The organism is Streptomyces sp. NPDC058662, from assembly GCF_042716255.1.
Lineage (GTDB): Bacteria > Actinomycetota > Actinomycetes > Streptomycetales > Streptomycetaceae > Streptomyces.
The window spans coordinates 54,050-66,018 of record NZ_JBHXRU010000032.1; the positions used below are offsets into that span (position 1 = coordinate 54,050).

The following is an 11,969-nucleotide window of genomic DNA, read 5'->3' on the forward strand; positions in this document are numbered from 1 at the left end:
GCACCGGGTTGCGGTGGAGCAGTTCCCGGCCGCTCGGCAGGCGGGTGGGCGAGGGATCACCACCGGGCAGGATTACGCGAAGGCGCCCGCGACCAGGTCGGCGAGCAGCGCGCCCGCACGTCCGTCCGGATCGAGGTCGGGGTCGTAGACGGTGACATCGAGCCCCACGCAGCGCGGGGAGCGGACCAGCACCGCGAGCAGTTCGGCCAGTTCGTCGGGGACCAGCCCGCCGGAATCGGGGCTGTCCACGGCCGGCATGACGCCCGGGTCCAAGACGTCGGCGTCGAGGTGGACCCAGAAACCGGCGGTGGTCGGCGGGTGCAGTCCGTCCAGCGCCGCCCGGGCCACGGGCCCGGCGCCGCGCTCGCGGATCTCGCCGACGGTGGCGGTGGCGATCCCGGCGGCGCGCAGTTCGGGCAGGTCGGCGTCGCCGTCGCGCAGGCCGAAGAGCCGTACGTCCTCGTCGCGCAGGTACGGGCGGCGCCCCTCCAGGTCGGTCAGCTCGCTCTGTCCGCGCCCGGTGCCGAGGGCGAGTTCCTCGCCGCCGGCGGCTCCGACGGGACCGTTCACGGCCTCGTTGCCGGGGTGGCGGAAGTCGGCGGAGCCGTCGATCGCGGCGAGCCCGTAGCGCCCGAGGCGCCGCATGGCGAGGGAGGCGCCGAGCTGGATCGAGCAGTCCCCGCCGAGCACGACGGGGAACTCCCCGGCGCGCAGGTGGCGTTCGACGCGGTCGGCGAGGGCGACGGTGTACCGGGCGAGCTCCTCGACGTGGAACACTCCGTCGCCCTCGCGCCAGTCGCCCCGGTCGTAGCGGGGCGGGACCACCACCCCGCCCTCGCGGGCGCCGAGCCGGGCCAGCAGGCCCTGTTCGCGCAGGGCCCCGGCCAGTTTGTACACGCCGGGGACGGTACCGGGCACCGGTGGACGCAGGCCGAGGTTGGACGGGGCGTCGAGGAGCACGAGGGTTCGCATGCCCTCATCCTGTGCGACGCGCCTCCCGGGGGGCCCGCATTTCGGCCGTCAGGGCCCAGCGTTCGTGGTCGCGCCACGCCCCGTCGACGTGGAGGAAGTCCGGGGAGAGGCCCTCCAGTCGGAAGCCGTGCGCCTCGACGAGCGCGATCGAGGGGGCGTTGCCGGGCTGGATGTTGGCCTCCAGCCGGTGCAGTCCGAGGCCGTGCGGCGCCGGGGCGAAGGCGTGGTCGAGGACCAGCCCGAGGCCCTCGCCCATCAGTCCGCGCCCGGCGGCGTGCGCGAAGGCTCCGTAGCCGAGGGCTCCGCACTGGAAGGCCCCGCGGACGATGTTGTTGACGTTCACGAAGCCGGCCGCGGCCCCGGTGGCGAGCTCGCAGACGAGGAACCCGGCCCGCACGATCCCCTCCGCCAACGGAGCCGCCCAGGGCTCGTACTCCCGCGGGGTGGCCGGCGGGAAGAGCCAGGGGCGGTGCAGCGCGCGGCTCTCGCGCACGCGGGCGGTGAACTCGGGTCCGTCGGCGCTGCGAAGGGGCCGGATGCCCACCCTAGGCCCTGCTCGGAGGTAGGTCGGAAAACTCATCGCCCCAGGCTAGACCGTGTGGCACGATCGCCCGCGTGATCCTCGACGACATCGACGCGCGGCTGCGCCGCGCCGTGCTCAACAACGCCGACTGGTGCCACGCCGTGTGCGCGGCGCACGGCCTTCCGGGGGACGTCCGGGACGGGGGCGCGGTGTGGGCGAGCGCCGCGCGGACGCCGCCGCTCTACCCGGACGCCATCACGCTGGACGCGTCCGCGACGGCCGAGGACGTACTCCCCGCCATCGATACGGACGGTTCCGGCTGCTCGGTCAAGGACAGCTTCGCGCGCCTGGACCTGGAGGACGCCGGCTTCGAGGTGATCGTCGAGGCGCAGTGGATCCACCGCCCGGCCGGCACCCCGGTCGCGACCGCCGGGGACGGTGGGGACGGCGCGGCGTCCGGCGGCGGCCGGGCCGACGCGCTGCTGTGGTCGCGGGTGTCCTCCCCGCAGGAGCTGGTGGACTGGGAGGCCGCCTGGGGCGGCGGGGAGAGCACCGGCCTGTTCCGCCCTGAGCTGCTGCTACGGAAGGACATAGCCTTCCTCGCGGGCCGCTCCGGGGGCCGGATCGTCGCGGGGGCCGTCGGCGGGCGCGGCAGCGGTGTCGTCGGCGTGTCCAACGTGTTCACCGCCGACGAGGACCGCGCGGACGCCGTGTGGGCGGCGGTCCTCGCCGAGGTCACCGCGCTGTGGCCGGGCGCCGACGTGGTCGGCTACGAGTCGGGGGAGGACCTGGACGCGGCCCTGCGGCACGGCTTCGCCCCGCTCGGCCCGCTGCGGGTGTGGCTCAGTCGGACAGGATGAGACGGGGGACGTCGGTCCGCTCGATCCCGAAGACCTGCGCGTACAGCGACAGTTCCGCCTCCAGCGCGCGGACCATGGTCCCCGCCCGCCGGAAGCCGTGCCCCTCGCCCTCGAAGGCCAGGTACGCGTGCGGTACCGCGCGCCCGCGCAGGGCGGCCAGCAGCCGCTCCGCCTGGGCGGGCGGGCAGACCGCGTCGTCCAGACCCTGGAGCAGCAGGAACGGCGCCGTGATCCGGTCGGCGCGAGCCACCGGAGAGCGTTCGCGGCAGCGTACGGCGAGGGTCCGCGGCGGCCCGGCGAGGCCGTCGATGTAGCGCGACTCCAGGTCGTGGGTCTCGTCGGCGAAGCCCCGCAGGTCCAGGACCGGGTAGCTGATCGCGGCGCACGCGTACAGGTCGGTGGCGGCCAGCGAGGCCGCCGCCGTCCAGCCGCCGGCGCTGCCGCCCCGGATGGCGAGCCGGCCGGGGTCGGCGGTGCCCTCGGCGGCCAGCGCCCGGGCGACCGCCGCGCAGTCCTCCACGTCCACCACGCCCCACTGCTCGCGCAGCCGCTCCCGGTAGGCCCTCCCGTAGCCGGTGGAGCCGCCGTAGTTGACCTCGACCACGCCGATCCCGCGGGAGGTGAAGTACGCGATGTGCAGGTCGAGTACGGGCGGCACGTGGTCGGTGGGGCCGCCGTGCGCCCACACCACGTACGGCGGCAGCTCGTCGGCGGGGGCCCGGCAGGCCGGGTGGTGCGGGGGGTAGACGTGGGCGTGGATCTCGCGGCGGTCGGGACCGTGGAAGGTCCGGATCTGGGGCTCCGGGTAGTGCGCCGGGTCCACCGGGTCCGACGCCTGCGCGCCGACCGGGCGGGCGTGCCCGGTCGCGGTGTCCAGTTCCACCACCTCGTACGCGCTGCGCGGGCTGGCGGCGACCCCGTAGACGCGGGTGCCGCACACGGCGAGGGTCGGCTGCCAGGCGGTCCACGGCCCGGCCGCGTCCACCAGGTCCCCGCTCTCGGGGTCCAGGACGCCGAGCACCGAGGAGCCCCGGCCGTGCAGAACGGCCACGAGCCCCGTGCCCGCGCCCCCGGCGGGGGCGGCGTCGCCGGGGATGGGGGCCAGCCAGCGGAGCCCCGGCTTCCACAGCGGGCCGCCGAACTCCTCCTCCCGCGGGCACAGTCCGACCGCCTCGCCGCTGCGCGGGTCCACCCGGTACGGGTTCCACCAGCCGCTCCGGTCGCTGACGGCGAGGAGCGTTCCGCCCGCCGTCCAGTCCGCCTGGGCGACGGATTCGCCGGGGCCGCCGAGTACCGTCCGGGCTCCGGTCAGCGCGCCGTCCGCAGTGATGTCGGCCAGCACCAGCTCGGTGCCGTCCCACGGCATCCTGGGGTGGTCCCACACGAGCCGGACGACGCTCCGCCCGTCGGGCGACAGCCGCGGCCCGGTGCTGAAGCGGTGCCGGTCGTCCGTCAGCTCCCGTACCGCGGCCCGGTCGTCGGCCGCCGACCCGTCCAGCGGCACGGCGGCCAGGCACCGCCGTACGTCGGTGGGCGCCGGCCCGGTGAACTCCTCCATCACGCACCAGACCTCGCCGCCGCGCAGGACCGGGTCGGCCCAGCGCAGCCCGGCGCCGGTCCCGGAGAGGGGCGTGAGGGGCCTCGGCCCGCCGGCTCCTGGGGCGTCCGGTTCGTACGCGTACAACCGCTGGTCGGCGAAGTGGACGAAGACCAGCAGGGGGCCGTCCTCGGGGCGCTGCGCGCCGGTCCAGGGGCTGCCGCCGTACTCGGTGAAGCGGCTGCGGACATCCCACGGCTCGGGCAGCACCGTGGTCTCGGGGCCGCCGTCGACGGGGTGGCGGACCAGGGCCCGGCGGCCGTCCTCGTCCGGGCGGGGTTCGGTCCACCACACCTCGGAGCCGACGGCGCCGAGGTACTCGGGGCGGCCGTCGAGCGAGGCGGCGAGGGCGGCGTCGACGGGCGAGGGCCAGCTCCCGTAGGGCAGGGTCGCGGCGGCGGTCACCGGGGGCCCCTCACAGCGTCCGCAGCGCGTGGTCCAGGACCCGGACGCCGAAGTGCAGGGCGTCCACGGGGACCCGCTCGTCCACGCCGTGGAAGAGGGACCAGTAGTCGAAGCCGGGCGGCAGCTTGAGCGGGGAGAAGCCGTACCCGGTGATGCCGAGCCGGGAGAACTGCTTGGCGTCGGTGCCGCCGGCCATGCAGAACGGCACCACGTGCCCGTCGGGGTCGAACCGCTCGACGGACTCGCGCAGGACGGCGTACGTCCTGCCGTCGACGGGGGCTTCGAGCGCCACCTCCCGGTGGTGGAACTCCCACCGCACGTCGGGGCCGGTGAGCGCGTCCAGGGCCGCGGCGAACTCCGCCTCGCCGCCCGGCAGCGTCCGCCCGTCCACGAAGGCGGTGGCCTGTCCGGGGACCACGTTGACCTTGTAGCCGGCGCTGAGCATCGTCGGGTTGGCGCTGTTGCTCAGGGTCGCCGCCACCAGGTCGGCGGCCGGACCCAGTTCGGCGAGCACCGCGTCGAGGTCGAAGTCCGGGGCGTGCGGGTCGACCGTCCGGCCCTGGGCCAGGGCGAGTTCGGTGATGCAGGCGGCGACGGTGGCGGTGAGCCGCACCGGCCACCGGTACTCCCCGATCCGTGCCACGGCCGCGGCGAGGCGGCTGACGGCATTGGCCCGGTTGGGTTTGGATCCGTGTCCGGTGGCGCCGTGCGCGGTCAGCTTCAGCCACGCCGTGCCGCGTTCACCGGCCGCGATGGGGTAGAGGGGGCGGCCGGCGCCGGTGTGCACGGTGAAGGCGCCGGACTCGCCGATGCCCTCCGTGCAGCCTTCGAACAGGTGCGGGTGGTGGTCGGCGAGGAAGCCCGAGCCGTCGACCGCGCTGTCCTCCTCGTCGGCGGTGAAGGCGAGCACGATGTCCCGCCGGGGCCGTACGCCGGCCCGCGCCCAGGCCCGTACGACGGCCAGCACCATCGCGTCCGTGTTCTTCATGTCGACGGCGCCCCGGCCCCAGACCACGCCGTCCCGGACCTCGCCGGAGAACGGGTCGACGCTCCACTCCGATGCGTCGGCCGGCACCACGTCGAGGTGGCCGTGCACCAGGAGGGCGGCGGCGGTCGGGTCGGTGCCGGCGATGCGGGCCACCACGTTCCCGCGGCCGGGCGTCCGCTCCAGCAGGACCGGCTCCAGGCCGGCGGCGGCGAGCCGCTCGGCCACGTACTCGGCGGCGGGGCGCTCGCGGCAGTCGCCGCCGCCGCGGTTGGCGGTGTCGATGCGGATCAGGTCCGAGGTGAACGCGACGGCCTCGTCGAGCGCGGTCCGGTCCACGGCGTCGGTACCGGTGCCGCCGGGAGCGGTTCCGGCGCCGGACGGGGCCGGTACCTGGGCCGGGGCCGCGGCTTGCGCCTGGGCCTTGGCCTGGGCCTGGGCCTGGGCGCGGGTGCCTGGGGCGATTGCGGGCATGTCAGCCATACTGCTCCTCCACGGCCGCCGAGACGACCGTCGTGACCGCCTTGAACGTGCGGATCCCCTCGTACATGGTCTCGCTGGCGTACGCGACGCGGCGCTCCCCGCACCGCTCGACGCCGGGGACGACGGTGGCGGTCATCGCGAGGTGCTCGGCGTCGAACTCCACCTCCACCGCGAACGGACCGCCGACGACGGGCTCGTGGCGGACCGCCAGCGCCACGGCCTCCTTGGCGGCGGACCTGATGTCGGCCGCGGTGCGTGCGGGGGTGCGGCAGACGGCGGCGTAGCGCGAGACGTGGTCCTTCACGGCGACGGTCACCGCGTCCGGGGCGTAGCCCGCCGCGTCCACGCAGGTCAGGTCGTCGCCGGTGACCAGGACGACCGGTACCCCGTACTCGGCGACGACATGGGCGTTGAGAAGGCCTTCGCTGGCCCGCACACCGTTGAGCCAGACACCGGTGAGGGAGTTCGCGAGGTAGGTGTGGGCGAGGACGCCCTCGCTGCCGGCCCCCGTGTGGTAGCCGACGAAGGCGACGCCATCCACGTCCCCGTGCTGGACGCCCTCGACCATGGAGAGGGACTTGTGCCGGCCGGTGAGCATCTCGGTCCGGGCGTCGAGCCGCTCCAGGAGCAGGTTGCGCATGGTCCAGTGGGCCTCGTTGACGAGGACCTGGTCGGCGCCGCCGTCGTAGAAGCCGAGGACGGCGGCGTTCACGTCGGAGGTGAACAACGACCGGCAGCGCTCCCACTGCGGGGTCCCGGGCAGCACGTCGGCGGGCCAGGTGACGCCGGTGGCGCCTTCCATGTCGGCGGAGATGAGGATCTTCATCGGGCCCCCGGGCGATCGGGTCACGCGCGGCGCGGACGGCGCGCGCGCAGGGCTCCCACCCTAGGGCGTCCCTTCCCGATCCCGCCCGACCCACGCCGCCCGAGCCGTGGCGCGCGCGTGCCCACGCCGCCCGCCCCGTGGCGCGGGCGTGCGCTCCGGCGGAGACCAGGGACGCGGGAAGCGGGCGTGCGCTCCGGCGGGACCAGCGACGCGAGCGCGCCCGCCGGCCCGGCCCCGGCCGGGAAGTCCACCCGATCCGGTGAGCCGCGCGGCGGGCGCGATGGCCAACGGGCTTGCTCAGGACTCGACTTCCTCCGCCAGCCTGGCCAGCACGCTGTCGTAGATCCGGCCGAGGCCCTTGGGGGCGAAGGTGCGCTCGAAGAAGCCGCCGATGCCGCCGGCGCCGTTCCAGACGGTGGTGACGACGGCCTTGGACCTGCCCTCGCCGGCCGGGGTGACGACCCAGGTGGTGACCATGCTGGAGTTGCGGTCCTTCTCCACCAGCTGCCCGTCGGTGGGCTCGGTGACCTCCAGCAGGCAGTCGCGCACGCGCTTGCTGGTGGCCTGGAGCTTCCAGTGGACCAGGGTCCCCTCGCCGTCGCCGCCCTCGCGCACCTCGTACTCGCTGAAGTGCTCGGGCAGCAGCTTCGCCCGGGTCCCGCTGTAGTCCGCCAGCGCGTCGAACACGGTGTCCGCGTCGGCCGCGATGATCCGCTCCGTGGTGGCCTCGACCTGCGCCATGGGTGTTCCTCCAGCAGTTGTGGTCGCTCGTCACGGCGAAGCCAACCACCTCCGGGGCGGGCGCCCAAATCCGGGTCGGCCGCGCACGCGGGCCGGTACGGGGAGGGCGTCCCGGCCGGTCGCCCGCGGGCGGGCGGTGCGATCCCCGCCCTGCACGATCATGGGAACGTTTGTTCTATTCTCGGGGGAGAGCTACCGAGGGAGGCGCACATGCGCTGGGACAACCTGACCGGGGACGGCGACCGGGACGGCCGGGCCGCCGGCCCCGTCGCGCTCTTCGGAGCGGACGCCGTGGTGACGCGGACCTTCGACACCCCGGAGTTCCGCGGCATCACCTTCCACGAGGTACGGGCCCGCTCGATCGTCAACCGGGTGCCCGGCGCCTCCCGCATGCCGTTCGAGTGGACGGTCAACCCGTACCGCGGGTGCAGCCACGCATGCGTCTACTGTTTCGCCCGCAAGACCCACAGCTACCTCGACCTCGACACCGGCGCCGACTTCGACTCGCAGATCGTCGTGAAGACCAACGCCCCCGAACTGCTGCGCCGCGAACTGGGCGCGCCCCGCTGGAGCGGCGCGCACATCGCCATGGGCACGAACGTCGACTGCTACCAGCGCGCCGAGGGCCGCTACCGGCTGATGCCGGGCATCATCGAGGCGCTGCGCGACCGCGCGAACCCCTTCTCCATCCTCACCAAGGGCACGCTGATCCTGCGCGACCTCCCCCTCCTGCGCGAGGCCGCCGAGGTCACCGATGTCGGGATCTCCGTCTCGGTCGGCTTCACCGACCCAGCGCTCTGGCGGACCGTCGAGCCCGGCACCCCCTCCCCCGCTGCCCGGCTGCACGCCGTACGGACCCTCACCGACGCGGGAATCGAGTGCGGGGTCCTGATGGCGCCGGTGATCCCATTCCTCGGCGACGCGCCGGAGCAGCTTCGGGAGACGGTCCGCGCCGTCGCCGCGTCCGGGGCCACCTCGGTGACACCCCTGGTACTCCATCTGCGGCCCGGGGCCCGCGAGTGGTTCACGGCCTGGCTGGGCAGGCACCACCCGCACCTGGTCGGACGCTACGAGCGGATGTACGGGCAGGGGTCGTACGCGCCCACCTGGTACCAGCGCCGGATCACCCGCCAAGTCCACGAACTCGCGGCCGAATTCGGCATCGGCCCGGGCGGGCGCACGGGCGCCCGGCCCGGGCCCGTACCGGAGCGGCCCGCGGCGGGGCCGGACCCGTCCGCGACCCCCGGACCGACGCAGCTCAGCCTCCTCTGAGGTCCGGGGCCCGCTGAAGGGTCATCACATCGGGCCACATCTCCGCCCAATCCCGCCTTCCGGGCGAGGTTTCCGGGACGATTCCGCCCAGAACCCTCGGCTGGGAGGCCCCATGCTGCACCCCGTGAAGAAGCGCGGCCCCGTGAAGAAGCGCGCCGCCGTCCTGCTGGCGATCTCCACTGTCGCCGCCGCCCTGGCGAGCCCGGTCACGGCCGCCCCGGCGGCGCCCCGCGCTTCCGCGGCGCCCCCGGCCGCCTCCGCCGCGGCGGCGCTGCGCTGGGCCGCCTGCGCGACGCCGCGCCACCCCACCCTGCAGTGCGCCTCTCTCAAGGTCCCGCTCGACCACGCCGCTCCCACGGGCCGGCAGATCAGCCTCGCGCTGACCCGGGTGCCGCACACGGCCCGCACGTCCCAGGGCCCGCTCCTCGTCAACCCCGGCGGGCCGGGCGGCAGCGGGCGCGCGCTGGCGGGGTTCGTCGCCTCCGCGCTGCCCAAGGACGTGGCCGCCCAGTACGACGTGATCGGCTTCGACCCCCGCGGCGTGGGCAAGAGCGAGCCGGCCCTCGACTGCGGGCCCGGCCACTTCACCCCGGCGCGACCGGACTCCGTACCGCTCGACGCGCACACGGAGCGGGCCAACCTGGAGCGGGTGCGCTCCTTCGCCGAGTCCTGCCGGACCCGGCACGGCGACGTGCTGCCGCACATCGGCACCGTTTCGGCGGCCCGGGACATCGAGCTGCTGCGCACCGCCCTGGGCGCGGAGCGGATCAGCTACTTCGGCTACTCGTACGGGACCTACCTGGGCGCCGTCTACGCGAAGCTGCACCCCACCCGTGTGCACCGGCTCGTGCTGGACTCCGTGGTCGACCCCGCCGGGGTCTGGTACGAGGACAACCTCGCCCAGGACCGCGCCTTCGACGCCCGCCACAAGGCCTTCCTGGCCTGGGTGGCGAAGTACGACGCCCACTACGGGCTCGGCACCGACCCGGCGCTGGTCGAGAAGCGCTGGTACGCGATGCGGTCCGCGCTGCGGACCAGCCCGGCAGGCGGAAAGGTGGGGCCGGCGGAGCTGGAGGACACCTATCTCCCGGGCGGCTACTTCAACGGCTACTGGCCGAACCTCGCCGAGGCCTTCGCGGCGTACGCGCGGGGCGGCGACCCCAAGCCGCTGGTGGCGGCGTACGAGCGGTTCGGGGCGGTGCAGCCTTCGGCGGGCAACAGCTACAGCGTGTACACCGCCGTGCAGTGCCGCGACTCGGCCTGGCCGCGGGACTGGAACGTGTGGCGCGCGGACATGTGGCGCACGCACGCCAAGGCCCCGTTCATGACGTGGAACAACGCCTGGTACAACGCGCCGTGCGCGTTCTGGGGAGTGGAGCCGCTGCGGGCCCCGGACGTCACCAACGCCGCCCTGCCGCCGGCGCTGCTCCTCCAGGCGACGGAGGACGCGGCGACGCCGTTCGAGGGCGCCGTCAGCATGCGGGACAAGCTGGCGGGGTCCGCCCTGGTCGTGGAGGAGGGCGGCGGCAACCACGGCGTCGCCCTGAGCGGCAACAAGTGCCTGGACGAGAAGGTGGCGGTGTACCTGCGGACGGGCCGGGCCGCGGACGCCGTCTGCCCGGCCCAGCCGGCGCCGACGCCGGCCACGGCGACCCGCGCGGTGGCCCCGTCGGCGGGCGGCGCGGCCCTGCACGGCCTGCTGGGATTCCGCGGCTAGGCAGTGCCGGCCGGGGCGGGGACGCGGAGGGTGCACTTCCCGGCTCCCCGCCCGGGGGGGCGGCGTCGCGGACGTCCGGTCGGGCCCGCGGGGGACGGCGGGGCGTCCGCTAGGGTCCTTCCGGTGAAGAAGCTCATAACCCCCTTCGCCCGGCGGACGCCCGCCGCGGCGCCGGCCCCGGCCGCCACCGGTGCCCGGCTCGGCTGGCTGGACGCGCTGCGCGGTATCGCCGCCCTGGTCGTGGCACTGCACCACTTCGACGTCCTGCGGATGCTGCCCTTCGGGGGAGCCGTCTGGCGGCACTTCGACATGGGCCTGTTCGGGGTCATGCTCTTCTTCATCGTCAGCGGCTACATCATCCCGTCCTCACTGGAGCGCCGGGGCGATGTCCGCGGCTTCTGGATCGGCCGCGTCTTTCGGATCTACCCGGCGCTGATCGCCGGCCTGGCCGTCTCGATCCTCATGCTGCCGGACGGCGACGGCTCGGTCGCGCTGCTGACCACGGGGGACGACCTGTCCTCGCTGGTGGCGAACGGTCTGATGCTCCAGGACATGCTCGGCGTCCGCAACAGCATGAACGTCACCTGGACGCTCTGCTACGAGATGATCTTCTACTTCTTCGTCACCGCCCTCTTCACCCGCGGTCTGCACCGGCACAGCGCCCCGATCGCGGTGGCCTTCGCCGCGGCCGCGCTGGCGGTCGGCACGGCCGTCGGCACGCAGCTGCTCTCGGCCGAGGTCGGCTCCACCCGGCTGCTCCTGCTGATCGTCACCCCCGTCGTGCTCGCCGGCTTCTGGGGCGTGCTGAGCGGCAACCGCCGCCTGACGGTCGCGGGCGCGCTGCTGCTCGGCGCCCTCGGCCTCGTACTGATCACGCTGAACTCGCGGGCGCCCTCGTTCGAGACCCTGATGATCTTCGCGACCATGTTCGCCGGGACCGCGGTGTACCGGGCGCAGCACGGCGGCCTCGGCCGGGTCCCGGCGGTGCTGTCCTGCGCCTTCGTGGTGGGGGCGGGCATGCTCGTGGGCTGGCTGTACAACCGCGACGGCGTCGAGGAGCTCACCTGGACCGCGGGCTGGCGGGCCTGGACGATCTCCTACCTGGCCGCCTGGGCCCTGTTCGGCCTCGGTTTCCTGCTGCGTGAGCGGCGCTTCCCGAGGGTGCTGACCTGGCTCGGCGCGATCAGCTTCTCGCTGTACCTGCTGCACTTCCCGCTGCTGCGCACCGTCGGTCCGCTGTTCGGCGTGCCGCCGATGCCGTCCTCGACGCTCGGCAAGCTCGCGTGGACGGCGATCTTCCTGGCCGTGCTGCTGGCCGCGAGCCACCTGATGTACCGCCTGGTCGAGCTGCCGATGCAGCGCGTCGGCCGGCGGGTCCAGCAGGCGGCGGACCGCCGCCGGCCGACCCGGGCGCAGGCCGCGCAGGCGGCACCGGCCGAGCCGGACGCGCTCGCGTCGGCCGGCCCGGCGGACGACCGCGTGCCGGCCTCCCGTACCTGACGGCGGGCGGCGCGGGCACGGGCGCGCCCCCCCGGGCCCCCGGCCGCGCGGGGGCGGGGGTCGAACGAACGCCCGCGCGCCCGCGCAG

The 11,969-nt window shown here is 75.0% G+C and carries 10 protein-coding genes; 4 read left to right on the forward strand and 6 right to left on the reverse strand.

All coding sequences use genetic code 11. The annotated features are described in order from the left end of the window. Positions 1 to 72 precede the first annotated feature (72 nt). Together ACFWUQ_RS14545 and ACFWUQ_RS14550 are read right to left on the reverse strand one after the other, a co-directional pair. Complete coding sequence (locus ACFWUQ_RS14545; RefSeq protein ID WP_384537584.1) at positions 73 to 972, reverse strand: arginase family protein; 900 nt, start codon at positions 970 to 972, stop codon at positions 73 to 75. A gap of 4 nt (positions 973 to 976) precedes the next feature. After that, positions 977 to 1,552 (reverse strand): GNAT family N-acetyltransferase, encoded by a 576-nt coding sequence (locus ACFWUQ_RS14550; RefSeq protein WP_384537587.1) that lies wholly within the window; start codon positions 1,550 to 1,552, stop codon positions 977 to 979. A gap of 35 nt (positions 1,553 to 1,587) precedes the next feature. Between ACFWUQ_RS14550 and ACFWUQ_RS14555 the strand changes: the two genes are divergently transcribed. Continuing rightward, the gene (locus ACFWUQ_RS14555) at positions 1,588 to 2,355 is read left to right on the forward strand and encodes a hypothetical protein (protein WP_384537590.1); all 768 of its coding nucleotides are present in this window, start codon (positions 1,588 to 1,590) and stop codon (positions 2,353 to 2,355) included. Here ACFWUQ_RS14555 and ACFWUQ_RS14560 read toward each other — a convergent pair. From ACFWUQ_RS14560 to ACFWUQ_RS14575, 4 genes are all read right to left on the reverse strand, one after another. After that, positions 2,339 to 4,357, reverse strand: a complete 2,019-nt coding sequence (locus ACFWUQ_RS14560; protein ID WP_384537593.1) for a prolyl oligopeptidase family serine peptidase — start codon at positions 4,355 to 4,357, stop codon at positions 2,339 to 2,341. The two genes, ACFWUQ_RS14555 and ACFWUQ_RS14560, sit on opposite strands and share 17 nt — an antisense overlap. 10 nt (positions 4,358 to 4,367) lie before the next feature. After that, positions 4,368 to 5,816, reverse strand: coding sequence for a M20/M25/M40 family metallo-hydrolase (locus tag ACFWUQ_RS14565; protein ID WP_384537596.1), 1,449 nt, complete (start codon positions 5,814 to 5,816; stop codon positions 4,368 to 4,370). A gap of 1 nt (position 5,817) precedes the next feature. Further along, positions 5,818 to 6,651: a M55 family metallopeptidase gene (locus ACFWUQ_RS14570; protein ID WP_384537598.1), complete on the reverse strand. Its 834-nt coding sequence runs from the start codon at positions 6,649 to 6,651 to the stop codon at positions 5,818 to 5,820. A 297-nt stretch (positions 6,652 to 6,948) separates the two neighbouring features. After that, positions 6,949 to 7,392, reverse strand: coding sequence for an SRPBCC family protein (locus tag ACFWUQ_RS14575; protein ID WP_384537601.1), 444 nt, complete (start codon positions 7,390 to 7,392; stop codon positions 6,949 to 6,951). Positions 7,393 to 7,602: 210 nt separating this feature from the next. Here ACFWUQ_RS14575 and ACFWUQ_RS14580 point away from each other — a divergent pair, with 210 nt between their 5' ends. From ACFWUQ_RS14580 to ACFWUQ_RS14590, 3 genes are all read left to right on the forward strand, one after another. Continuing rightward, entirely contained in the window at positions 7,603 to 8,664 is a 1,062-nt protein-coding gene (locus ACFWUQ_RS14580) for an Rv2578c family radical SAM protein (protein ID WP_384537603.1), read from the forward strand. A 112-nt stretch (positions 8,665 to 8,776) separates the two neighbouring features. Beyond that, positions 8,777 to 10,381, forward strand: coding sequence for an alpha/beta hydrolase (locus ACFWUQ_RS14585; RefSeq protein ID WP_384537605.1), 1,605 nt, complete (start codon positions 8,777 to 8,779; stop codon positions 10,379 to 10,381). A gap of 123 nt (positions 10,382 to 10,504) precedes the next feature. Next, a complete protein-coding gene (locus ACFWUQ_RS14590; RefSeq protein ID WP_384537607.1) occupies positions 10,505 to 11,881 on the forward strand; it encodes an acyltransferase family protein in 1,377 nt (458 codons plus the stop codon). Positions 11,882 to 11,969: the final 88 nt, after the last annotated feature.

Bases quoted from the DNA above. Each gene is read 5' to 3' on its own strand.
- ACFWUQ_RS14545 (WP_384537584.1), bottom strand. From the start codon at position 972: ATGCGAACCCTCGTGCTCCTCGACGCCCCGTCCAACCTCGGCCTGCGT.
- ACFWUQ_RS14575 (WP_384537601.1), bottom strand. From the start codon at position 7,392: ATGGCGCAGGTCGAGGCCACCACGGAGCGGATCATCGCGGCCGACGCG.
- ACFWUQ_RS14585 (WP_384537605.1), top strand. From the start codon at position 8,777: ATGCTGCACCCCGTGAAGAAGCGCGGCCCCGTGAAGAAGCGCGCCGCC.
- ACFWUQ_RS14570 (WP_384537598.1), bottom strand. From the start codon at position 6,651: ATGAAGATCCTCATCTCCGCCGACATGGAAGGCGCCACCGGCGTCACC.
- ACFWUQ_RS14580 (WP_384537603.1), top strand. From the start codon at position 7,603: ATGCGCTGGGACAACCTGACCGGGGACGGCGACCGGGACGGCCGGGCC.
- ACFWUQ_RS14565 (WP_384537596.1), bottom strand. From the start codon at position 5,816: ATGCCCGCAATCGCCCCAGGCACCCGCGCCCAGGCCCAGGCCCAGGCC.
- ACFWUQ_RS14550 (WP_384537587.1), bottom strand. From the start codon at position 1,552: ATGAGTTTTCCGACCTACCTCCGAGCAGGGCCTAGGGTGGGCATCCGG.